The sequence below is a fragment of the Streptomyces sp. NPDC088400 genome, from assembly GCF_044753355.1.
Classification (GTDB): Bacteria; Actinomycetota; Actinomycetes; order Streptomycetales; family Streptomycetaceae; genus Streptomyces.
The window spans coordinates 261,719-284,041 of the sequence record NZ_JBIVMZ010000002.1 but is presented as its reverse complement, the minus strand read 5'-3'; the positions used below and the strand labels follow the sequence as shown (position 1 = coordinate 284,041).

The 22,323-nt window shown below is 69.5% G+C and carries 15 protein-coding genes; 5 read left to right on the top strand and 10 right to left on the bottom strand.

The window, feature by feature from the left end:
- Nucleotides 1-8: 8 nt before the first annotated feature.
- On the bottom strand, nucleotides 9-1,142 hold the full coding sequence (sucC, locus tag ACIQD6_RS06200) for an ADP-forming succinate--CoA ligase subunit beta (RefSeq protein ID WP_401878691.1): 1,134 nt from the start codon (nucleotides 1,140-1,142) through the stop codon (nucleotides 9-11).
- 163 nt (nucleotides 1,143-1,305) lie between these two features.
- On the opposite strand from sucC, the gene ACIQD6_RS06195 reads away from it, so the two are divergent.
- The 5 genes from ACIQD6_RS06195 (at nucleotide 1,306) to ACIQD6_RS06175 (ending at nucleotide 9,498) form a co-directional block, all read left to right on the top strand.
- Nucleotides 1,306-2,988, top strand: coding sequence for a thiamine pyrophosphate-binding protein (locus ACIQD6_RS06195; RefSeq protein WP_401878688.1), 1,683 nt, complete (start codon nucleotides 1,306-1,308; stop codon nucleotides 2,986-2,988).
- A 26-nt stretch (nucleotides 2,989-3,014) separates the two neighbouring features.
- On the top strand, nucleotides 3,015-4,289 hold the full coding sequence (frc, locus tag ACIQD6_RS06190; protein ID WP_401878686.1) for a formyl-CoA transferase: 1,275 nt from the start codon (nucleotides 3,015-3,017) through the stop codon (nucleotides 4,287-4,289).
- Nucleotides 4,290-4,411: 122 nt separating this feature from the next.
- On the top strand, nucleotides 4,412-6,553 hold the full coding sequence (locus ACIQD6_RS06185; RefSeq protein WP_401879537.1) for an acetate--CoA ligase family protein: 2,142 nt from the start codon (nucleotides 4,412-4,414) through the stop codon (nucleotides 6,551-6,553).
- Nucleotides 6,554-6,683: 130 nt separating this feature from the next.
- Nucleotides 6,684-8,072, top strand: coding sequence for an OFA family MFS transporter (locus tag ACIQD6_RS06180; RefSeq protein WP_401878684.1), 1,389 nt, complete (start codon nucleotides 6,684-6,686; stop codon nucleotides 8,070-8,072).
- Between the two features lies 1 nt (nucleotide 8,073).
- Nucleotides 8,074-9,498: an OFA family MFS transporter gene (locus tag ACIQD6_RS06175; protein ID WP_401878681.1), complete on the top strand. Its 1,425-nt coding sequence runs from the start codon at nucleotides 8,074-8,076 to the stop codon at nucleotides 9,496-9,498.
- Nucleotides 9,499-9,665: 167 nt separating this feature from the next.
- Here the strand turns inward: ACIQD6_RS06175 and ACIQD6_RS06170 are convergent, their stop codons facing one another.
- From ACIQD6_RS06170 to ACIQD6_RS06130, 9 genes are all read right to left on the bottom strand, one after another.
- Nucleotides 9,666-10,736: a sugar phosphate isomerase/epimerase family protein gene (locus ACIQD6_RS06170; RefSeq protein ID WP_401879534.1), complete on the bottom strand. Its 1,071-nt coding sequence runs from the start codon at nucleotides 10,734-10,736 to the stop codon at nucleotides 9,666-9,668.
- Between the two features lie 120 nt (nucleotides 10,737-10,856).
- Nucleotides 10,857-12,371: a nucleotide pyrophosphatase/phosphodiesterase family protein gene (locus tag ACIQD6_RS06165; RefSeq protein WP_401878679.1), complete on the bottom strand. Its 1,515-nt coding sequence runs from the start codon at nucleotides 12,369-12,371 to the stop codon at nucleotides 10,857-10,859.
- A complete protein-coding gene (eboE, locus tag ACIQD6_RS06160; protein WP_401878676.1) occupies nucleotides 12,368-13,537 on the bottom strand; it encodes a metabolite traffic protein EboE in 1,170 nt (389 codons plus the stop codon). The genes ACIQD6_RS06165 and eboE overlap by 4 nt, the downstream gene beginning before the upstream one ends.
- A 7-nt stretch (nucleotides 13,538-13,544) precedes the next feature.
- Nucleotides 13,545-14,393, bottom strand: a complete 849-nt coding sequence (locus ACIQD6_RS06155) for a TatD family hydrolase (RefSeq protein ID WP_401878674.1) — start codon at nucleotides 14,391-14,393, stop codon at nucleotides 13,545-13,547.
- A complete protein-coding gene (locus ACIQD6_RS06150; protein ID WP_401878671.1) occupies nucleotides 14,393-15,007 on the bottom strand; it encodes an EboA domain-containing protein in 615 nt (204 codons plus the stop codon). Before ACIQD6_RS06150 ends, ACIQD6_RS06155 begins: the two co-directional genes overlap by 1 nt.
- A 62-nt stretch (nucleotides 15,008-15,069) precedes the next feature.
- Entirely contained in the window at nucleotides 15,070-15,915 is an 846-nt protein-coding gene (locus ACIQD6_RS06145; RefSeq protein WP_401878670.1) for a sugar phosphate isomerase/epimerase family protein, read from the bottom strand.
- A complete protein-coding gene (locus ACIQD6_RS06140; RefSeq protein ID WP_401879531.1) occupies nucleotides 15,912-16,922 on the bottom strand; it encodes an SCO3242 family prenyltransferase in 1,011 nt (336 codons plus the stop codon). The genes ACIQD6_RS06145 and ACIQD6_RS06140 overlap by 4 nt, the downstream gene beginning before the upstream one ends.
- 122 nt (nucleotides 16,923-17,044) lie before the next feature.
- Complete coding sequence (locus ACIQD6_RS06135) at nucleotides 17,045-18,292, bottom strand: inositol-3-phosphate synthase (protein ID WP_401878668.1); 1,248 nt, start codon at nucleotides 18,290-18,292, stop codon at nucleotides 17,045-17,047.
- A gap of 136 nt (nucleotides 18,293-18,428) precedes the next feature.
- Entirely contained in the window at nucleotides 18,429-22,112 is a 3,684-nt protein-coding gene (locus ACIQD6_RS06130; RefSeq protein WP_401878666.1) for a ThuA domain-containing protein, read from the bottom strand.
- Nucleotides 22,113-22,323 lie beyond the last annotated feature (211 nt).

Below are 22,323 nucleotides of genomic sequence, written 5' to 3'. Positions count from 1 at the left end.
CTGGTCGGTCATCCGGCGTTCGCGAGTGCCGCGGCCTGCCGGGCCGCGCCGTCCATGGTGGTGACCTGCTCCACGAGCGGATGCGCGCGCTCCGCGAGGATCGCGCGGCCCCGCGCGGCGCTGTTGCCGTCGAGGCGCACCACGAGCGGTTTGGTCAACCGCACGGTTTCCAGGGCCCGGACGATGCCGTCGGCGACCGCGTCGCAGGCGGTGATCCCGCCGAAGACATTGACGAAGACGGACTTCACGGCCGGGTCGGAGAGGATGACGGACAGCCCGTCCGCCATCACCTGGGCGGACGCCCCTCCCCCGATGTCAAGGAAGTTGGCGGGGCGGGCGCCGCAGCCGGCGACCACGTCGAGGGTGGACATCACGAGGCCCGCGCCGTTGCCGATGATGCCGACCTCGCCGTCGAGCTTCACGTAGTTCAGCCCCTTGGCCGCCGCCGCGGCCTCCAGTGGATCGGCGGCCGGGTCGGTTCCGCCGCCGTCCCAACGCCCCCGCCGGAAGGACGCGTTGTCGTCAAGGGTCACTTTGCCGTCGAGGGCGAGAATCAGCCCCTCCGTGGTGCGTACGAGAGGGTTCACCTCGACCAGCAGCGCGTCCTCGCGGATCAGTACCTGCCAGAGGGCCTGAAGTACGGGCAGGGTGGCGGGCGGCAGCCCGGCCGCCGCCGTGATCTCGGCGGCCTTCGCCTCGGTGACGCCGTTCGCCGGATCGACGGGGATACGGGCCACCGCCTCCGGCCGGGTGGCCGCGACCTCCTCGATCTCCGTGCCGCCCTCGGCCGAGGCGATGGCGAGGAAGGTCCCGGCCGCACGGTCGAGGACGTACGAGACGTAGAACTCGGCCTGGATATCGACAGGTTGGGCGAGCATCACCTTCCGGACGGTGTGCCCCTTGATGTCCATGCCCAGCATGTGACGTGCGGTCAGCTCCGCCGCCGCCGGATCGGCCGCGAGTTTCACTCCGCCCGCCTTTCCCCGGCCTCCGGTCTTCACCTGAGCCTTGACGACCACGCGGCCACCGAGCCGTTCGGCGGCGAACCGTGCCTCCCTGGCCAGCTCCACGACCTCGGCCTCCGGCACCGCGATGCCGTGCTCGGCGAAGAGTTGCCTTGCCTGGTGCTCGTACAGATCCATGCCGGCTCCCTTTTGACGGAAAGTGGCGCACGCCCCCTGGACACCATCCACTCGATGCGGGATAACAAGTTTCATACAGTATTCGTAGACTGTATGCAATGAACCTGTATGCAATATGCGGGAGGGCTCTCGTCCTCCCCGACGAAGGGACAGGGACCTCCTCATGCCCGACGACAGCCAAGAACTCATCTCCGGTGGTCACCTGGTCGCCAAGGCGCTCAAAGCGGAGGGCGTCGAGGTCATCTACACGCTCTGCGGCGGCCACATCATCGACATCTACGACGGCTGCGTCGACGAAGGCATCGACGTCGTCGACGTACGTCATGAGCAGGTGGCCGCCCATGCCGCCGACGGCTACGCCCGTATCACCGGCAGGCCCGGCTGCGCCGTGGTGACCGCGGGCCCCGGCACGACGGACGCCGTCACCGGGGTCGCCAACGCCTTCCGCGCCGAGTCCCCCATGCTGCTCATCGGCGGCCAAGGGGCCCATACCCAGCACAAGATGGGGTCCCTCCAGGACCTGCCGCATGTCGACATGATGACCCCGATCACCAAGTTCGCCGCCACCGTGCCGGACACGGCGCGCGCGGCCGACATGGTGTCGATGGCCTTCCGCGAGTGCTACCACGGCGCCCCCGGGCCCTCCTTCCTGGAGATCCCGCGCGACGTGCTGGACGCCAAGGTGCCGGTGGAGAAAGCCCGGGTCCCGGCGGCCGGCCACTACCGGGCCTCGACCCGCTCGGCCGGTGATCCCGAGGCCGTCGAGAAACTCGCCGACCTGCTCGTCCAGGCCGAGAAGCCGGCGATCCTGCTCGGCAGTCAGGTCTGGACAACGCGCGGGACGGACGCGGCGATCGAGCTGGTGCGGACGCTGAACATCCCCGCGTACATGAACGGGGCGGGGCGCGGCACCCTGGCGCCCGGCGACCCGCACCACTTCCAGCTGTCCCGGCGCTACGCCTTCTCCAACGCCGACCTCATCGTCATCGTCGGTACGCCCTTCGACTTCCGGATGGGCTACGGGAAGCGGCTCTCGCCGGACGCGACCGTCGTCCAGATCGACCTCGACTACCGCACGGTCGGCAAGAACCGGGACGTCGACCTCGGCATCGTCGGTGACGCGGGGCTCGTGCTGTCGTCGGTCACCCAGGCCGCGAGCGGCCGTATCAACGGTGGTTCGGTCAAGCGCAAGGCGTGGCTGGACGAGCTGCGCGCGGCCGAACAGACCGCGATCGAGAAGCGGTTGCCGCAGCTGAGGTCGGATGCCTCCCCCATCCACCCGTACCGGCTCGTCAGCGAGATCAACGAATTCCTCACCGAGGACTCGATCTACATCGGCGACGGCGGCGACATCGTCACCTTCTCCGGCCAGGTCGTCCAGCCCAAGTCGCCCGGCCACTGGATGGACCCGGGACCGCTCGGCACCCTCGGTGTCGGCATCCCCTTCGTCCTCGCCGCCAAGCAGGCGCGGCCCGACAAGGAGGTGGTGGCGCTCTTCGGCGACGGCGCGTTCTCCCTGACGGGCTGGGACTTCGAGACGCTGGTGCGCTACAACCTGCCGTTCGTCGGCATCGTCGGCAACAACTCCTCGATGAACCAGATCCGTTACGGCCAGAAGGCCAAGTACGGCGACGAGCGCGAGCGCGTCGGCAACACCCTCGGCGACGTCTACTACGACAAGTTCGCCCAGATGCTGGGCGGTTACGGCGAAGAGGTCCGCGACCCGGCCGAGATCGCGCCCGCGCTCCGGCGTGCCCGCGAGTCCGGGCTGCCGTCGCTGATCAACGTCTGGGTCGACCCCGACGCGTACGCCCCCGGAACCATGAACCAGACCATGTACAAGTGACCATGTACAAGTGAAGGAGCCCTCCCATGACCCAGGCTCTTGAGAACCGGCGGTCCCCGCACGGAAGCGACACCCCCAAGGCCCTCACCGGGATACGGGTGCTGGACATGACGCACGTTCAGTCCGGGCCCTCCGCAACGCAGTTGCTCGGCTGGCTCGGCGCGGACGTGGTGAAGCTGGAGGCACCGAGCGGCGACATCACCCGCAAGCAGCTGCGCGACCTCCCGGACGTGGACTCGCTGTACTTCACGATGCTCAACTGCAACAAGCGGTCCATCACCCTCAACACCAAGACCGAGCGCGGCAAGGAGATCCTCACCGAGCTCATCCGCCGCTCCGACGTCATGGTGGAGAACTTCGGCCCCGGGGCCGTGGACCGGATGGGGTTCACCTGGGAGCGCATCCAGGAGATCAACCCCCGCATCGTCTACGCCTCCATCAAGGGCTTCGGCGAGGGCCCGTACACCAACTTCAAGGCGTACGAAGTCGTCGCGCAGGCCATGGGCGGCTCGATGTCCACGACCGGTTTCGAGGACGGGCCGCCGCTCGCCACCGGCGCGCAGATCGGCGACTCCGGCACCGGCATCCACGCCGTCGCCGGCATTCTCGCCGCGCTCTACCAGCGCGAACACACCGGCCGTGGCCAGCGGGTCAATGTGGCGATGCAGCACGCCGTGCTCAATCTCTGCCGGGTGAAGCTGCGTGACCAGCAGCGCCTCACCCATGGTCCGCTCGCCGAGTACCCCAACGACGACTTCGGCGACGAGGTGCCGCGCAGTGGCAACGCGAGCGGCGGCGGGCAGCCCGGCTGGGCCGTCAAGTGTGCTCCGGGCGGCCCCAACGACTATGTGTATGTGATCGTGCAGCCGGTGGGCTGGCGGCCGGTCACCGAGCTGATGGGCCGGCCCGAGCTGGCGGACGACCCCGAGTGGGCGACGCCGGAGGCGCGGCTGCCCAAGCTGGGCAAGATGTTCCAGCTCATCGAGGAGTGGACGGCCACCCTCCCCAAGTGGGAGGTGCTGGAGCAGCTCAACGCCCACAACATCCCGTGCGGCCCGATCCTCTCGACCAAGGAGATCATCGAGGACGCCTCGCTGGCGGCGAACGAGATGGTCGTCGAGGTCCCCCACCCCCAGCGCGGTTCGTTCACCACGGTCGGCAGCCCGCTGAAACTCTCCGACTCCCCCGTGGATGTAGTCACTTCACCGCTGCTCGGCGAACACAACACCGAGGTGTACGCCGGCGAACTGGGCCTGGATGACGAGGAACTGCGCGTTCTCAAGACGAACGGAGTCATCTAGCAGTGGACATCACAGAACCGGCGGCAGACGTCACGGAACCGGCGACAGGCATCACAGCACCGGCCGCAGACATCACGGAACCGGCAACGGGCATCACAGAACCGGCAGATCGGACTTTCGACATCACGGAACCCGACGAACAACGCCGACAGTCCGTGCGCGCCGTCCTGGACGCCGCGCTCGCCGAGGGACGTACGGCACTGACCGGCCCCGAGGGCAAGGCCGTCACCGACGCCTACGCCATCCCCACTCCCGCCGAAGGGCTCGCCGAGTGCGCCGACGAGGCCGTGGCGCTCGCCGACCGGATCGGTTTCCCGGTCGCGATGAAGATCGTCTCGCCCGAGATCCTGCACAAGACGGACGCGGGCGGCGTCCAGATCGCTCTGGCGTCGGCCGCCGAGGTGCGCGAGGCGTTCACCGCGATCGTCGCCAACGCCACGTCGTACGACCCGAAGGCGCACATCCTCGGCGTCCAGGTCCAGCAGATGGTGCCGGACGGCACCGAGGTGCTGATCGGTACGGTCACCGACCCGACCTTCGGCAAGATCGTGGCCTTCGGCCTGGGCGGCATCCTGGTGGAGGTCCTCAAGGATGTGACGTTCAGGCTGGCCCCTGCCTCCAAGGACGACGCGCTGTCGATGCTCGACTCGATCCGCGCGGCGGAGATCCTGCGCGGGGTGCGCGGCGGCGCGGCCGTCGACCGGGACGCGCTCGCCGAGCTGGTGGTCAAGGTGTCGCGGCTCGCGGCCGACTTCCCCGAGATCGCCGAGGTCGACCTCAACCCGGTGTTCGCCTCGGAGTACGGGGTGATGGCCGCCGACGTACGGATCCTGCTGACCACCGAGGTTCCGGCGACCCGGCGTACGTACACCCGCGAGGAGATCCTGGTCTCGATGCGGCGGCTGATGAAGCCGCGTTCGGTGACCGTCATCGGTGCCTCCAACGAGCAGGGCAAAATCGGTAATTCGGTCATGCGGAACCTGATCGACGGTGGTTTCCCCGGCGACATCCACCCGGTGAACCCCAAAGCCGATGACATCCTCGGCCGCAAGGCGTACAAGAGCGTGATGGATGTTCCGGGCGAGCCCGATGTGGCGGTCTTCGCGATCCCCGCGAAGTTCGTGCCCGCCGCGCTGGAGGAGGTCGGCCGCAAGGGCATTCCCAACGCCGTGCTGATCCCGTCCGGTTTCGCGGAGACCGGCGAACACGAGCTCCAGGCACGGATCGTGGCCATCGCCGAGGAGTACGGCGTACGGCTGCTGGGGCCGAACATCTACGGCTACTACTCCACCTGGCAGGACCTCTGCGCCACCTTCTGCACCCCGTACGACGTCAAGGGCGGTGTGGCGCTGACCTCGCAGTCCGGTGGTATCGGCATGGCGATCCTCGGCTTCGCCAGGACCACCAAGACAGGTGTCTCGGCCATCGTCGGGCTCGGCAACAAGTCGGACCTGGACGAGGACGATCTGCTGACCTGGTTCGGCGAGGACCCCAACACCCGTTGCATCGCCATGCACTTGGAAGATCTGAAGGACGGCCGGGCCTTTGTGGAGGCGGCCCGCGCGACCGTACCGAAGAAGCCGGTGGTCGTCCTGAAGGCCGGGCGTACGGCGGCCGGCGCCAGGGCGGCCGGTTCGCACACCGGCGCGCTCGCCGGGGACGACGCGGTGTACGGCGACATCCTGCGGCAGGCCGGGGTGATCCGGGCGCCGGGTCTGAACGAGATGCTGGAGTACGCGCGGGCGCTGCCCGTGCTCCCCACTCCACAGGGTGACAACGTAGTCATCATCACGGGCGCGGGCGGTTCGGGCGTACTGCTGTCGGACGCCATCGTCGACAACGGCCTGTCGCTGATGGAGATCCCGCCGGATCTGGACGAGTCGTTCCGGGCGTTCATCCCGCCGTTCGGCGCGGCCGGCAACCCGGTGGACATCACCGGCGGTGAGCCTCCGTCCACCTACGAGGCGACGATCAGGCTGGGCCTGGAGGATCCACGGATCCACGCGCTGGTCCTGGGCTACTGGCACACGATCGTCACCCCGCCCATGGTCTTCGCCGAACTGACGGCGCGGGTCGTGGCCGAATTCCGCGCGCAAGGCATCGAGAAGCCGGTCGTGGCGTCGCTCGCGGGCGATGTCGAGGTCGAGGAGGCGTGCCAGTACCTCTTCGAGCACGGTGTCGTGGCGTACCCGTACACCACGGAGAAGCCGGTCGCGGTGCTCGGTGCGAAGTACGAGTGGGCGCGGGCTGCGGGACTTCTGTGACGCTCCGTCAATTCCCTTGCCCTGAAAGCACTTCAGGAGGCAACTGATGACCTGACCCACTCTCGCGAGCACGAAGGTTTTGGACAGGGGGCGCTGGCCAGTTCTTTCGATGCAAGGGGTGCGAGACCACATGACCACTACTCAACTCAACCGTTCCGTCCCCTTCAAAGAGGTGACGGACCGCAACGGCCGCGTGTACCGGATCGGAGAGAAGGACCGGGACATCATGGGCCGGCCCCGATGGACGATGGTGCTCTTCCCCTGGATGGGCATGCTCGGCATCAGTTCGTCGGAGTACGCGTTCACCTCGGCGGAGGACACTCTGCACGAGGCCCATCTCTGGAACAGCGGGCACATATTCTGGCTGATGGGCGTCTGGGTGTTCTTCCAGGCGGCCGTCGCCTTCCCCGCCGGGCAGCTCCGGGAGAGCGGCAGGCTGCCCGCCCGCTACGCGATGCTGCTCGGCGCGCTGGGCACGCTCCTCGGCTATGTATCCCTCGCCTACGCGCCGCATGTGATCGTGGCGTATCTCGGCTTCGGGATGTTCAGCGGTATCGGCGCCGGACTCGTCTACGCCACCTGCGTGAACATGGTCGGCAAGTGGTACCCGGAGCGCAAGGGCGGCAAGACCGGCCTCGTCAACGGCGGTTTCGCCTACGGCTCCGTGCCCTTCGTCTTCCTCTTCACCTCGTACATGGACCTGAGCAACTACCAGAGCGTGCTGGTGCTCGTCGGTGTGATCTGCTGCCTCGTCGTGGCGAGTGCCGGCTGGTTCTTCAAGGACCCGCCGAAGTACTGGTGGCCCGAGGGCGCCGACCCGCTCAAGACATCACAGGACCCGCGGGTCCGGCGTGCGCTGGCGAAGAACCCACCGGCGGTGAAGCAGTACACACCGCGGGAAGCGGCACGCACACCGGTGCTGTGGATGATGTGGTTCTGCCTGCTCTGCACCGCCGGGATCAACATATTCGGCATCGCGTTCCAGGTTCCCTTCGGCAAGGACATGGGATTCACGGGCGGGATCGTGGCCACCGCGATGTCCCTCAAGGCGATCGTGAACGGTACGGGGCGCGGAGTCATCGGCTGGATCTCCGACCGGTACGGCCGCCGCAACACACTGATCTTCGTCTGCCTGATCCTGGGCAGCGCGCAGTTCGGCGTGCTGATATCCGGCTCGATGGGCAGCATGCCGTTCTTCCTGTTCTGCTCGATGGTCTCCGGCTTCGGCGGCGGCGCGATCTTCCCGCTGTTCGCGGCGATGACCGCGGACTACTTCGGGGAGAACAACAACGCCTCCAACTACGGCATGGTCTACAGCTCCAAACTCGTCTCCGGCCTGGTCGGCTCCGGTATGGGAGCCGTCGTGGTGGGCGCCTGGGACTACGAGGGCGCGTTCGTCATCGCCGGCAGCGTCGGCATCGCCTCCGCCTTACTGGCCCTGTTCCTGAAGGCGCCGGGACGGCCGGACATCAAGAAAATCCAGCCCAACCCCCATCCGATCGGCCGGGAGATCACCTGAAATGACAGCGGAACCCCTTTCTCGTACGTCCGAGCCGGCCCCGGCCGGCCCGGACTACCGCGAGATCACCGACGACCATGGCCGGATCTACCGGGTCGGCGAGTCCGACCGGCAGATCCTCGGCCTCCCCCGCTGGACGATGGTGGCGCTGCCCTGGCTCGCCATGCTCGCCATCAGTGTGTTCGAGTACGCCTTCGGGGCCGCGGAAGAAACCCTCTCCAAAGCCCATCACTGGACCTCGACGAACACGTTCTGGGTCCTCAGCGTCTGGATCTTCTTCCAGGCGGCCGTATCCTTCCCCGCCGGGCGGCTGCGCGAGAAGGGAGTCCTGAGCAGCAGGGCGGCCATGCTCATCGGCTCGTTCTTCTCTCTGCTGGGGTTCGTCAGTCTCAGTCACGCGCCGGACATCTGGTTCGCGCTGGCCGGCTTCGGGCTGCTCGGCGGGCTCGGCTCCGGACTGATCTACTCGACCTGCGTGAACATGGTCGGCAAGTGGTACCCGGAGCGCAGGGGCGGCAAGACCGGCTTCGTCAACGGTGCGTTCGCCTATGGCGCGGTGCCGTTCATCTTCCTGTTCACGTACGGCTTCGACACCTCCAACTACCACTCCGTACTGGACCTCGTCGGCGTCTACGTCCTGGTGCTGACCCTGGTCTCGGGGCTGTTCTTCAAGGACCCGCCGAAGAACTGGTGGCCCGAGGAGGTGGATCCGCTGGGACGCGACGGGGACACCAAGTCATCGGCCGCTCTCGCCAAGAACCCTCCGGCGGTACGGCAGTACACGCCGCAGGAGGCGTTACGGACTGGAGTCGTCCCGCTGATGTGGCTGTGCATGCTGTGCTGCGCGGGCGTCTCCATCTTCGGTATCTCGTTCCAGGTGCCGTTCGCGAAGGAGATGGGCTTCGGCCCGCTCATCGCGGCGTCGTCGATGGGCGTGATGTCGGTGATCAACGGCACCGGGCGCGGTGTGGTCGGCTGGCTGTCGGACAAGCTGGGGCGGCAGCGGACCCTCACGTATGTCTGTCTGGTGCTGGCCGTGGCGCAGTTCGGTGTGCTGACGGCGGGTGAGATGCGCAACCAGACGCTGTTCCTGGTCTTCGCGTTCCTGTCCGGCTTCGGCGGCGGCGCGTTCTACCCGCTGTTCGCGGCGTTGACACCCGACTACTTCGGGGAGAACAACAACGCCTCCAACTACGGCATGGTCTACAGCGCGAAGCTGGTCAGCGGGTTGTTCGGCGGCGGGATGGGCGCGGTCGTGGTGGCGTCGTGGGGCTATGCCGGCGCGTATGTGGCGTCGGGTGTGGTCTCGCTGGTCGCGGCGGGGATCTCGCTCGTACTGCGCCGGCCGGGCGATCCGGCGGGCGGGCGCGGCGCGGTGTCGCCGCCCTGGAGGCGGGCGGCGCATTCCGGTGAGGTGACGGCCTGACCTGTGGCTCAGAGCCTGGCCTGTGGCCCACAGCCTGACCTGTGGCCCAGAGCCTGACCTTTGGCACAGCCTGACCCGTACGAACGGATGGCCCTCCCCGCGGCTTGTCATGAGCCGCGCGGAGGGCCGCCGTCGTGTGTTGTGCGGGATGCGCTGCGCTGAGGTCGTCAGCGCCTCTCTCGCAGCGAGTGCAGGTGCGCCGACGACTTGCGGGCGAAGGCCAGGGAGTCCACCGGCTGGTCGTGCTCCACCTGCCAGTGGTGGTCGCGGCGGCCGCCATGGGTCTTGTTCACCGCCGATATGAAGCGCTTGTAGTCGATGTCGCCGTCACCGACGTCGACCATCCGGTAGCCGTCCCGGGCGGCGATGTCCTCGATGCCGTCCTTGACGTGGAAGAGCGGGTAGCGGTGCGGCTGCTTGAGTACGTAGCGCAGCGGGTCGAAGGGGGCGGGCTTGCCCTCGACGGTCTTGCTGAAGCGGAACTGCCCGGCGAACGCCCAGTAGATGTCCATCTCCAGATAGACCAGTTCGGGGTCGGTCTCGGCCAGCAGGACGTCGTAGAGGCGGACGTCCGGCCGGTCGGTGGCGAAGGAGAACTCCTCCGCGTGGTTGTGCTGGTAGAACTTCATGCCACGCCGTTTGGCGGCGGCGCCATAGGTGTTGAAGTCCGCGGCGGCCCGCTTCCAGGCGTCCACGGTGGTTCCGTAGCGGAACGGGCCCGAGGCGGTCCCCACATGGTCCAGGCCGAGTGCCTGGGCGTCGTCCAGGACCTTGGTGAGGTTCTGGGCGAAGCTGTAGGCGTTGGGGTTGTTGTCGTCGTAATAGTTGACATGGCTGCCGATGGCCTTCAGACCGTGATCCCTGGCAAGCCTCTTGAGCTGGGGCAGGGTGATCGCTCCGGCGGTGCCCTGGGTGTAGCCGGCGTACTCGATCTCGTCGTAGCCGAAGCGCTCCAGCTCGTCGAAGACCTTGGCGAAGCCGATCGTGGAGACCTTGTCGCGCAGCGAGTAGAGCTGGACGCCCAGGCGGCCGGGCGGCAGGACGGGCTGTCCCTTGCCGTGACCGTGGCCATGTCCGTGGCCATGGCCGTGGCCGTGGCCCTTGTCCTGGGCGGCGGCCGGGGTGAGCGCCGAGGCGCCGAGGACGGCGGCTGCGCCGGCCCCGGCGGCGACACCGAGCATGCCGCGTCTGCTGAGCTTGTGCGCGAGTTCGGGATCGGCGGGCTTCTTGCGGCTCATGGAACTCATTGCGGAACTCCTTGTGTCGTGTGCTTGCCAGTGCGTTCCGGTGTCAGCGCGTCCCGGTCGTCAGCGCGTTCCGGCTGTCAGTGCGTTCCGGCTGTCAGTGCGTTCCGGTTGTCAGTGCAGTCCCGCAAGCTGGAGGAGCAGGGACTTCACATCGGTGGCCGCGACGCGGTCGCCGACGGCACGGGGGATGGAGCACAGGATGAGCGGGCCTTCGTCGTCGCTGCGCGGGAGGCGGCCGTGGCTGCCGCGAATAGGCGAGGGGTCGAGAGGGACGACCGCGAGCCGGTAGCGCATGCCGAGCTTCTTGCGGGCGATCGCCTTGGCCGCCTTGAGGCGTACGTACGGATCGAGCGGGTCCATGAACAGCTCGACCGGGTCGTAACCGGGTTTGCGGTGGATCTCGACCAGTTGGGCGAAGTCGGGCGCCCGGTCGTCGTCGAGCCAGTAGTAGTACGTGAACCAGGCGTCCGGTTCGGCGATGGCCACCAGCTCGCCCGAGCGCGGATGGTCCAGGCCGTGCGCCTTCTTGCCGTGGTCGTCCAGGATCTCGTCGATGCCGGCGAGGTCCTTGAGGGCTTCACGGGTGGCGTCGAGGTCTTCCGGGCGGCGCACATAGACATGGGCGAGCTGGTGGTCCGAGACGGCGAAGGCGCGGGAGGCCATCGGGTCGAGGTACTCCATGCCGTCCTGGGTGTGGACCTCCAGGAGGCCGGCCCTGCGCAGGGCCCGGTTGATGTCGACGGGCCGGGACACCCGGGTGATGCCGTATTCGGAGAGCGCGACGACGGTACGGCCCTCGGCCCGGGCGTCGTCCAGCAGCGGGGCCATCGCGGCGTCCAGGTCGGCCGCCGCCTGATGGGAGCGGGGGTCGTCGGGGCCGAAGCGCTGGAGGTCGTAGTCGAGATGAGGGAGGTAGCAGAGCGCCAGATCGGGCCGGCGGGTGCGGATGATGTGGCGGGTGGCGTCCACGATCCACTGCGAGGAGACCAGGTCGGCACCGGGGCCCCAGAAGTGGAAGAGGGGGAACGTGCCGAACTGCTCGGTGAGTTCGTCGTGCAGCTCCGGCGGGCGGGTGTAGCAGTCGGGTTCCTTGCGGCCGTCGGCGTAGTAGACGGGGCGGGGGGTGACCGTCCAGTCGGTGTCCGCGCCCATCGCGTACCACCAGCAGATGTTGGCGACGGTGTAGCCGGGGTGGGCGCGGCGGGCCGCGTCCCAGAGCTTGTCGCCGGAGACCAGTCCGTTGTGCTGGCGCCAGAGCAGTACGTCACCGAGCTCGCGGAAGTACCAGCCGTTGCCGACGATGCCGTGCTCGGCGGGGAGCGTCCCGGTGAGGAAGGTGGACTGCGCGCTACAGGTGACGGCGGGCAGCACGGTGGTCAGCGGGGCCCGGGAGCCCTCGCCGGCCAGCCTCTTCAGGTTCGGCATGTGGTGGAGCAACTGGGGGGTGAGGCCGACGACGTCGAGGACGAGCAGCGGAGTGGGCGACGGGCTCCCAGGCGTGGGATCAGCCGGACCCGGGAGGGCGGTCGGGGACGGGCCCCGGACCGGATTGGGCGGTGCGGTCGGGGACGGTCCCTGGACCGGATTCGGCGGTGCGGTCGGGGTCGGGTCTTCGGCCTCGGTCATGGCAGCTCCTTGAGTCCGAGATCGACCAGGAGGTCGCGGGCCAGGGTGAGTTCGGCGGCGATGCCGTCGGCGAGCTGCCCGCGCGAGCGCGGGCGCAGCTCCGGCGGGAGCGCCTGCCAGGTGTATGTCTCGACCTCCAGGTGGCGGGTGCGCGGTTCCGCGCCGCCGACGAGCCGGGTCAGCGCGTCCTGGAGCACGGGGAGGGTGGAGGTGAGCGGGGGCGCGGGCGGGGCGTGCAGCGGTACATGGAAGTGCGCCCGCCAGGGTGCGCCGTCGGGCAGGGCGTCGCCGCCGAGTGCCTCGTCCAGGTCGTCGGTGCCGCGCAGCCCCGCCGCCGTACGGGTTCGGGTCTGGTGGAGGAAGCGGGGCTCGGCGAACGCGCCGAGGGCCTCCCGTACCTCCGGCAGATGGGGTTCCTCGGCGTGCAGGGCTGCGGAGAGCTGGGCCTTGGGGATGGTGATGTGCGCGGCTTCCAGCGCGTCGAGGGCGGTGGCGGGGTCCTCGAAGGAGGTCGCGAGGTGGCAGGTGTCGATACAGATACCGATCCGGTCGCCGGGGAGGTCGGTGAGCGGGCGGATCGCGTCGGCGGTGGTCTCGACGATGCAGCCCGGTTCGGGTTCCAGGGCGATCCTGATGGACTTCCCCGTCGTCTCCTCCAGCGCGTCGAGGCGTTCGGAGAGCACGGTAAGCGCCTTGTGCGCGGCGCGGGCGGCGGGAGCGTCGAAGACGGTACGCCAGGCGAGCGGGAGGGTGGAGACGGAGCCCTCGGTGACATCGTCGGGGAGCAGCGCGGCCAGCAGCCGGGCCAGCTCGACGGTGTGGGAGAGCCGCTCGGGGTCGGCCCAGTCGGGCTTGTACACGCGGTACTTGACCTCTTCGGCGCCGAAACCCTCGTACGGGAAGCCGTTGAGGGTGACGACCTCCAGGCCGCGCCGCTCCAGTTCGGCGCGCAGTCCGCGCAGCGCCGCCGGGTCGTTGGCCAGGGTCTGGGCCGCGCCCCGGGCGAGCCAGAGGCCGATGCCGAGCCGGTCCCGGCCGAGCCGTTTGCGTACCGGCTCGCAGTGGTCGCGCAGCTGGGCGAGGACGCCTTCGAGGTTCTCGGCGGGGTGGACGTTGGTGCAGTACGAGAGGTGGACGGTGGAGCCCTCGGGGTGGCGGAAGCGCATACCGTTCTCACTCCCCGCCACGGAGAATGGAGTTGCCCTCGTGGAGGGCCTGGGGCGCGGGGATGTCGAGCTGGAGCCGGCCACTGAGCCCGTAGAAGGCCACCGGGTTGCGCCACAGGACCTGGTCGACGTCGTCCTCGCCGAAGCCGGCGGCGAGCATCGCGTCCGCGACCTTGCGGGTCTTGAGCGGGTCGCTCTTGCCCCAGTCCGCCGCCGAGTTGACCAGCACCTTCTCCGTACCGTGCGACTTCAGGACCGCGACCATCCGGTCCTCGTCCATCTTGGTGTCCGGATAGATCGAGAAGCCGAGCCAACTGCCGCTCTGCGCGGCTTCCTTGACCGTCGTCTCGTTGAGGTGGTCGAGCAGGACCCGCTCCGGGTCGAGGGCGGATTCGCGTACGACGTCGATGGTGCGGCGCAGGCCCGACAGCTTGTCGCGGTGCGGGGTGTGGACGAGCGCGGGCAGAGCGTGGTCGGCGGCGAGCTGGAGCTGGGTGGCGAGGGCGTGGTCCTCGGCCGGGGTCATGGAGTCGTAGCCGATCTCACCGACGGCGACGACGGAGTCCTTGACGAGGTAGCGGGGCAGGGCGTCCAGGACGGGGGTGCAGCGCGGGTCGTTCGCCTCTTTGGGATTGAGGGCGAGCGTGCAGTGGTGGGCGATGCCGTACTGGGCGGCGCGGAACGGCTCCCAGCCCAGGAGCGCGTCGAAGTAGTCGAAGAAGCTGGCGGGTGAGGTGCGGGGCTGACCGAGCCAGAAGGAGGGCTCGACCAGGGCGCGGACACCGGAGGCGTACATCGCCTGGTAGTCGTCCGTGGTGCGGGAGGTCATATGGATGTGCGGGTCGAAGATACGCATCAGGACTCCTCGCCGGTCAGGTTCAGTACGTGGTGCAGGTCGGCGGGTACGGGGCGGCCGGCGGCGGTGCGTTCGGCCGCGAAGTCGGCCAGCATCCGGGCCAGTTCGGCGTCTTCGTGGGCACGCGGCTCCAGGCTCTCGACGGCGGCGGTCGGCACCCCGGTGAAGAGGCATTTGAGGACGGCGTGCCGCCAGGCGTGGGGGCCGAGGTGGGCGGCGGCGTACGGGCCGACGGCGGCCGCGACCAGCCGGGTGTCGTTGGTCCGCAGGGCGTCCTCGACCAGCGGCAGCGCGCCGGGTCCCGTGACGCGGTGGGGCAGGGCGAGCAGGACGGCACGGCGTTCGGCGGCGGTGCCCTGGTGGTAGAGCCTGGTCAGGGTGGCGAGGTCGGCGCGGGCTTCCTGGAGGAGCAGGGTACGTACGGCATCGGCGTGGTCCTGGCCGCAGTGCCGGCCGGCGGCGGCGAAGCGCAGCTCCCAGGGGGCGAGGGAAACGTTGTCGCCCCTCTCCGTCGACGCCGATGCCGACGCCGACGCCTCGGCGAGTGCGTCGTGGAGCCAGGACCGGGCGGGCGCGTCCAGTTGGGGCAGGAGTGCCTCGCGGGTCAGTGCCACCGTCCCTGTCTCTGTCTCTGTCCCTGTCCCTGTTTCTGTGTCTGTTTCTGTGTCTGTTTCTGTCACGTCCGGGCTCCCTTCGTACGGAGGAAGTCCAGGGAGGTACGGGCCAGTTCGGGCCCGGCGTGGGAGTGGCGAGGCAGTTCGACCACGGTCAGGCCCTGATAGCCGGACGCGGCCAGTGCGTCGAGGATGGGCGGGAAGTCCATCTCGCCGTCCCCGAACGGCAGATGCTCGTGGACACCGCGCCGCATGTCCTCGATCTGCACATGCCGCAGCCAGGGCGCGGCCTCCCGTACACAGTCGGCGGGCGTGGCCGGCTCAAGGCACTGGCAGTGGCCGAGGTCGAGGGTGAGGCCGAGGGGTTCGGGGTCGCCGAGGCGGTGCCGTAGTTCGTGGAAGTCGGCGAGGACCGAGACGAGATGGCCGGGTTCCGGTTCGACGGCGAGGGGGACACCGGCGGCCCGCGCGGCGTCGAGGACCGGTCCCATCGCGTCGTCGAGCCGCTTCCAGGCGGTGTCGGTGTCGGTGCCCTCGGGGGTGACACCGCTGAAGCAGTGCACGGCGTGCGCGCCCAGATCGGCGGCGACCTGGACGGCCGTGACGAGCAGCCCGGTCCGGGCTGCTCGCCCCTCGGGGTCGGGATCCAGCAGGGAGGGCCCGTGCTTGCGGCGCGGGTCGAGCACATAGCGGGCACCGGTCTCGACGGTGACCGAGAGTCCCAGCTCCGTCAGCCGCCGGGCGACCTGCCGGGTACGGGCGGCGAGACCGGGGGCCATGGGGTCGAGATGCATGTGGTCGAGCGTCAGCCCGACGCCGTCGTACCCGAGATCGGCGAGCAGTCCGAGTGCGTCGTCGAGCCGCAGGTCCGTGAGCCCGTTGGTGCCGTAACCGAATCGCAGACTCATGTCGGGCTCACTTTCCGTGCGAGGGTGCGGGCGAGAGGGACGAGGCCCATGACTCCGAGGGCGACCCCGGCCGCGCCACCGCGCGCGGCGAGCGCCGCCTGAAGCGGGATCATGGCCCGGATCCCACCACCGACGGCGCGTTGGGTCAGCGGCGGGGAGGGGTTGAGCGCGGCATGCAGCAGGGGCCGCCCGGCGGTTCCGGCGTATACGGCGGCGAGGGCGCCGGCGAGGAGGGGAGCGGTCCGGCGGGCGGTGACACTTCGCCCAACGGGTTCCCGGTCACCTGATCCGCTCCGTCCACCTCCTTCGCCCGGCCCGCTCTCCGGTCGGCGGCCGGCGAGCGCGCCCAGCACCCCGGTGGCCGCGAGGGCGGCGAGCGGCGCGGCGGTCGAACCGCCCTGTGCCTCACGGCGCGAGACGGTGGTGACGGCGAGAGTGTGCGCGCCGAGCAGCGCGGCGGAACGCAACGCGGCCGAGGGCAGTGCGGTGCCCGGCGCACGCCCGGCGCGCGGCGTACCGACAACTCCCGTTCCTCCCGCCATGGCCGGAGCGCGACCCGCCGTCGCTGTCGCCCCCAGCAGCAGGTCGAGCGCCCTCGCCGCGCCCATCGCCACCGGTCCCGCCGCCGTGTGCTTCAGCCGCAGGTCGTACGACCAGACCGTCGCCGCCAGCGCCGTACCCACCGCCAGGGACGGCCGGCCCGCGCGGGCGGCGAGGCCCAGGCCGACGGCCGTCAGGGCGCCCGCCGCCGCGAGGGCTGCGGGCGGGGAGATACGGCCCGACGGGATGGGGCGGTGCGGACGGTCCACCGCGTCCTCCTCGCGGTCCGCCCAGTCGTTGAGCGCCATACCCGCCTCGTACAGGCAGAGCGAGGCGCCCACCGCGAGGGCCGTGGAACGGTTGGGGCGTACGCCGAGGGCCGCCGCGCCGGCCAGCGCGTCGCCGGGGACCGTGAACAGGGCCGACACCCGCAGGAGTTCAGCCCAGGCACCCAGGCCCGTGCCCAAGCCCGTGCACTGGCCCGTACCTTGACCCGTCCCCAAGCCCGTGACCCGGCCCGTACCCAGGCCCGCTCCCGAACCGGCTCCCGGTCCGGCTCCCCGGCCCGCCCCTCGCCCCGCTCCCGGGCTCACTTCGTCTCCTTCAGCCGCTCGGCGAAGGCGAGCAGCGCCTCGAACTGTTCCGCCAGCGCGGCGGGCCCGCCGTCCGGGTCCTTGAAGTAGAAGCCCAGTTCGGGCAGCGGCCCGCTCAGCCCCGCCTCGTGCGCGCGGGCCACCAGCCGCGCCAGGTCGATCACCAGCGGCGCGGCCAGCGCCGAGTCGCAGCCCTGCCAGGTGGTCTGGAGGATCATCCGTGAGCCGAGGAAACCGTCGAAGGCGATGTGGTCCCAGGCGGTCTTCCAGTCACCGAGCGCCGGTACGTCGTCGATGTGCACCTCGCCCTCGGGCACGGTGCCCAGGTTGTCGGCGAGGACGCGTTCCTTGCCCGCGTTCTTGGCCGCCGCCGCTGCCGGGTCGGCCAGCGCCGCTCCGTCCCCGCCGCCCAGCAGGTTCGTGCCCGACCAGGCCCGTACGGTCAGGGCCCGCTGGACGAACATGGGGGCGAGCACGGAACGGAGCAGCGTCTGGCCTGTCTTGCCGTCGCGGCCGGCGTGGGGAAGTCCGCCGGCTTCGGCGGCCGCCAGGAGGGCCTCGGTGCGCAGCCCGGTGGACGGGGTGAAGTTGACGTACCCGCAACCGGCCCGGACCGCGGCCGCCGCGTACAGCGAACTGGCGGGCAGGCGTGGGGCGTTCGGTGCCGGTTCGGGTTCCGTGGAGGAGACATTGACGACGACCGTGCGCGCGACGCCGGTGCGCCGTGTGAAGTCCGTGAGGTCGTCGGTGAAGGCGGTGATGATCTCCTCGTCGGTCCGTGTGTCGCCCGCCTGTGGTCCGCCTTGCCTGATCTCCCGGTCCGCCGCCGCGAGTTCGGCGCCGACCGCCGAGGGCAGGCCGTGCGGCAGCACGCCCGCCAGGGTCAGCGCCTCCGCCCGTTTGGGCAGCGGACAGCTCGCCGTGTCGTGGCCGCCGAAGACGAGGGAGGAGAGGGCGGGCAGGCCCGAGTCCGCGAAGGGCGCGGTCTCGGTGACCATGCCCGTCGGGGGGTGGAGCCCGGCGGTGACCGCCGCGCATCCGGCGACCGCCGTCGTGGCGACGGAGCCACGCGCTCCGACGAACCAGACTCCGGTGCGTACTGCGGTCGATCCCGTACGGCCCGTTTCCGTACGGCCCGTTTCCGTACGGCTCGTCTCCGTACGGCTCGTCTCCGTACGGCTCGTCGTCACGGGTCCGGTCGCCGTCACGGGTCCGGTCGTCGTCACAGGTCCGGTCGTCGTCACGGGCTGCCTCCCTGCCTGTCGTGTGCTGTTTGGTGGGCGGCGGGCGGGGGGTACGGCGCCTCCCCGCCCGCCGCCGGCTGACGGGCCGCCCGTCCTGGAGCCGTCCGGGCCGTCGGAGCCCGGCCCGGACAGTGCTCTAGGCGGAGGGCAGCTCCTTGATCTGGATGTTGCGGAAGGACGCCTGGTCGTCGGCTCCGTGGTTCTGGAGGCCGATGTGACCGTCCTTCAGGCTGCGCACAGGATCGGTGTTGGTGAAGTCGTTGATCTTCACTCCGTTGAGGAAGATCCGCAGACGCTCGCCCTCGACCTTGATCTCGTAGTTGTTCCACTGGCCGGGCGGCCGCAGAACCCGGTCCCTGGCCTTGATGTCCGCCGACTTGAAGCCGTACACGGCGCCGGTCGTACGGTCAGGGGCGTCGGTCGCGTCGATCTGCACCTCATACCCCTTGTCCACCGCGGACCAGGGGTCGTCCGAGGCCGGGAAGCCCACGAAGACACCGGAGTTGTCGTCCCCGTCGAGCTTCCAGTCCAGCTTCAGCGAGTACGATTTCAGCTCCTTGGCCTGGTACCACAGCAGTCCCATGCCTCCCTCGGAGCGCAGTTCACCGTCCACGACGGTGAACCTGCCCGGTCCCGCCTGCTTCCAGCCCTCCGGGGTCTTCCCGTTGAAGAGGTCCCGGTAGCCGGTCCTCGGCTTGCAGTCGGCCTTGACCTGGCCGGCCGCGTACCGCAGCCCGCCGAGCAGATGCTGGCGGAAGGGCGCCTCGGCGTACGACTCCTTGGTGTGACCGCCGCCGGTGTAGAACGACCGGCCGCCCTCGTACGTCTGGCACCAGGCGATCGGGTGATCGCCCTTCATGTTGCCGCCCTGATAGGTGGTTTCGTCCAGGGTGGCGAGGACCCGGGCCTGAGTCCGGGGATTGGTGCGGTAGTTGTACCACTCGTCCGTGCGCTGCCACTCGTCACCGAGGGAGGCGGTCGCCGGGTGATCGTGGTCCTCGACCCGTACGGTGGCCGGCTGGATCGCGGGGTGCGAGTCGAAGTAGGCACCCACCAGCCCGCCGTAGAAGGCCCAGTCGTACTCGGTGTCGGCCGCCGCGTGCACGCCCATGTAGCCGCCGCCGGTGGCGACATAGTTCTCGAACGCCTTCTGCTGCTCGGAGTTGAGCACGTCACCGGTGGTGGAGAGGAAGACCACCGCGTCGTAGCGGGCGAGGTTGTTGGTGGTGAACTGGCCCGGTTCCTCGGTGGCGTCGACCGTGATGCCGGTGCTCTTGCCCAGTTCCTTGAGAGCGGCGATGCCCTCGGGGATCGAGTCGTGGCGGAAGCCGCCGGTCCTGGAGAAGACCAGGACCCGCTTCTCGGTCTTGCCGGGGACGGCCGTGGAGACCTGGAAGTCGTCCACGTCGAACAGCGCGCCGGAGCCGCCCTTGAAGACCAGGAACAGCTCGGTGGTCTTCTTCGGTACGGAGCGCAGCGGTACGTCGATGTCCTGGAAGGTCTCCCAGCCGCCGGTGACCGGGACCGGCGCGGAGCCGAGCAGATTGCCGTCGGCGGAGCCCGTCCTCACCTCCAGGAATCCGCCCGCGCCGCCGGAGGATATCCGGGCGGTGAGGGTCTTGGACCCGGCGAGGTGGTACGGCTTGAAGGAGATCCAGTCACCGTTGTCGATGTCGCCGACGGTCTTGCCGCCGTTGGCGGGAGCCTTGTCGATGACACTGATCCCGGAGGAGTCGTTGAAGTGCTCGGCCTGCCGGTGCCGGGGCTGGAGCTGCGCCTGGTCGTGGCTGGTGAGCGCCGCCTGGCCGCCGCCTCCGCCGTCGGTGTACTCGGCGTCGATCACACCGAAGATGTTGGCGTTGGGATCGTGCTCGGTGTCGGCGGGTGCGGTGATGGTGCCTTCGCAGCCCTTGGCCGAGGTGATCGGGTGGCCGTGGCTGTCATGGCCGAGGATGTAGCGGACGACGACCTTGGAGCAGTCGATCGGCCCGTCCTCCGGGTCGGTGACGTTCACCTTGAAGGGCAGGGTGTCACCGAAGTTGAACAGGGTTCCCTCGGCGGGCAGTTCGAGCGTCACCTTGGGCGCGGTGTTGCCGACGACCACCCGCACGGACGCCGTGGCGGTCCGCTCCGTCGGGTCGGTGACGGTGAGCCGGGCGGTGTAGGTGCCGTTCTTCTTGTACGTGTATACGGGGTTGGCCTCGGTGGAGGTGCCGCCGTCGCCGAAGTTCCAGGCGTAGGTGAGGGTGTCGCTGTCGGCGTCCTCGGTGCCCTCGGAGGAGAAGGCGACCTTCAGCGGCGCCTGGCCGGAGGTCTTGTTCGCGGAGGCCTCGGCGATGGGCGACTTGCCGCCGGTGGAGTTCTCGACGCGGTAGAGCGCGGAGTGCTCGTCGCCGCCGAACCAGGACAGTCCGTAGTCGAGGACGTACAGCGCCCCGTCCGGGCCGAACTCCATGTCCATGACCTGGGTGCCGGTCCACGGGAACGGGTTGATCTTGCTGACCGTACCGTCCTCGCCCTGCTCGATCCGCTTGATCCACTGCCGGCCGAACTCGCCGGCGAAGAAGTCGCCGTCGTACGCCTCCGGGAACTTCACCGGGGAGTCGAGGTCCGCGTCGTACCGGTAGACCGGTCCGGCCATCGGCGATTCGGAGCCGTCGCCGAGCTCGGGCACACTGCCGCCGTCGTACGGGATCCAGGCGGCCTGGGCCGGCGGGAGGTCGGTCAGGCCGGTGTTGTGCGGTGACGTGTTCTTGGGCGCGGCGCAGTCGAAGGCGGCGCCGGACTCCTTGGTCGCGAAGTCGTAGTCGACGAACGCGTCGTTGTCACCGGTGCAGTAGGGCCAGCCGAAGTTGCCGGCCTTGGTGACCCGCGCGAACTCGACCTGTCCCCCGGGGCCCCGCGTCGGGGACGCGGCGCCCGCGTCGGGGCCGTAGTCGCCCACGTACACGATGCCGGTCTTCGGGTCGACGGAGATCCGGAAGGGGTTGCGGAAGCCCATCGCGTAGATCTCGGGCCGGGCCTTCTCGGTGCCGGGGGCGAAGAGGTTGCCTTCGGGGATCGTGTACGAGCCGTCCTCGGCGACCTTGATACGCAGGACCTTGCCGCGCAGGTCGTTGGTGTTGCCGGCGCTGCGCTGGGCGTCGAACGCCGGGTTACGGTCGGCCCGTTCGTCGATCGGCGTGTAGCCGTCGGACGCGAAGGGGTTGGTGTCGTCCCCGGTCGACAGATACAGGTTGCCGTCCGCGTCGAAGGCGATGTCACCGCCGACATGGCAGCAGGTGCCGCGTGAGGTGGTGACGTCGAGGACCTTCTTCTCGCTCGCCTTGTCGAGGGTGCCGTCCTCTTTCAGGGTGAAGCGCGAGAGGCGGTTGTACCCGTCGAAGGGGGCGAAGTCGGCGGCCGTGCCGTTTTCGGGGGCGTCCCCGGCGGGGGTGTCGAGCTTGGGGGCGTAGAAGAGATAGATCGCCCGGTTCTCGGCGAAGCCGGGGTCGACCCCGACGCCCTGGAGACCCTCTTCGTCGTGGTCGTAGACGTCCAGCTTGCCCGCGACGGTGGTGTCGCCGCCGGCGTCGGTGATCCGCAGGGTGCCGTCGCGCGAGGTGTGCAGCACCTGCCGGTCCGGCAGGACGGCGAGCGAGATCGGCTCGCCCACCTCGTCGGCGCCCTTCGCGAGGGTCACCTGCTGGAAGCTCTCCTCCGCGGCCGGTGGCCGCGGGTCCGCGGCGGTGGCGGGTACGGCGCTGAGGCTCGATCCCACGAGCACGGCGCCCGTGAGGAGTGCGAGGAGGGATGCGGCTCTGGGGCGTTTTCTGTGCACGAAAGTCCTCCACAATGGGCCGTTCGTACGTGCGGGGTGCCAATCCGGAGGGGTGGTACGCGTCCCGTGCCACGCGATGCTCGTCCAGCACCGCTCCCCCGTGGAGCTGGCTGTGTCACCGACGTGCGCCGTCACATCGGAGACCACCTATGTCGTGTACATCTCCGTGGACCGTAGCTGTGTTCGTCCCGGACCGAAAGACCTTGCGCAG

What these genes read in the sequence shown, in the direction of transcription:
- sucC (WP_401878691.1), bottom strand. Translation starts at nt 1,142, where the DNA reads ATGGATCTGTACGAGCACCAGGCAAGGCAACTCTTCGCCGAGCACGGC.
- ACIQD6_RS06195 (WP_401878688.1), top strand. Translation starts at nt 1,306, where the DNA reads ATGCCCGACGACAGCCAAGAACTCATCTCCGGTGGTCACCTGGTCGCC.
- frc (WP_401878686.1), top strand. Translation starts at nt 3,015, where the DNA reads ATGACCCAGGCTCTTGAGAACCGGCGGTCCCCGCACGGAAGCGACACC.
- ACIQD6_RS06180 (WP_401878684.1), top strand. Translation starts at nt 6,684, where the DNA reads ATGACCACTACTCAACTCAACCGTTCCGTCCCCTTCAAAGAGGTGACG.
- ACIQD6_RS06175 (WP_401878681.1), top strand. Translation starts at nt 8,074, where the DNA reads ATGACAGCGGAACCCCTTTCTCGTACGTCCGAGCCGGCCCCGGCCGGC.
- ACIQD6_RS06170 (WP_401879534.1), bottom strand. Translation starts at nt 10,736, where the DNA reads ATGAGCCGCAAGAAGCCCGCCGATCCCGAACTCGCGCACAAGCTCAGC.
- ACIQD6_RS06165 (WP_401878679.1), bottom strand. Translation starts at nt 12,371, where the DNA reads ATGACCGAGGCCGAAGACCCGACCCCGACCGCACCGCCGAATCCGGTC.
- eboE (WP_401878676.1), bottom strand. Translation starts at nt 13,537, where the DNA reads ATGCGCTTCCGCCACCCCGAGGGCTCCACCGTCCACCTCTCGTACTGC.
- ACIQD6_RS06155 (WP_401878674.1), bottom strand. Translation starts at nt 14,393, where the DNA reads ATGCGTATCTTCGACCCGCACATCCATATGACCTCCCGCACCACGGAC.
- ACIQD6_RS06145 (WP_401878670.1), bottom strand. Translation starts at nt 15,915, where the DNA reads ATGAGTCTGCGATTCGGTTACGGCACCAACGGGCTCACGGACCTGCGG.